Source organism: Plantibacter sp. Leaf1, assembly GCF_001421315.1.
GTDB lineage: Bacteria > Actinomycetota > Actinomycetes > Actinomycetales > Microbacteriaceae > Plantibacter.
Genome location: NZ_LMJX01000004.1, coordinates 1 through 354 on the forward strand (window position 1 = coordinate 1; position 354 = coordinate 354).

Below are 354 nucleotides of genomic sequence, written 5' to 3' on the forward strand. Positions count from 1 at the left end.
AACGCCGCCAAACGGTTCATCATCATCGACGAGCTGTTCGACGACTTCGCCGCGAAGTTCACCGCCGTGTTCACCGGCAACGCACCGGCCGACCCGATGGCGGAGAGCACCCAGCTCGGCCCGCTGTCGTCGTCCGCTGCGACCGAGCGCCTCAGCGAGCAGCTCGGCCGCGCGAAGTCGCAGGGCGCGACGATCCTGGCCTCGGGCGAGCCGGACGGGAACTTCTTCCCGCCCGCGGTCCTCACCGACGTGACGCCCGAGATGGACGCGTTCCACGAGGAGTTCTTCGGGCCCGTCGCAGCCCTGTACCGCGTCGCGTCGGAGGAGGAGGCCGTGCGCCTCGCGAACGACACC

1 protein-coding gene is annotated in these 354 nt (G+C 70.1%); it reads left to right on the plus strand.

Going from position 1 to position 354, the window contains the following annotated elements; all coding sequences use genetic code 11:
• The coding region (locus ASE44_RS16815; protein WP_157580051.1) for an aldehyde dehydrogenase family protein at window positions 1–354 on the plus strand (354 nt) is incomplete at both ends.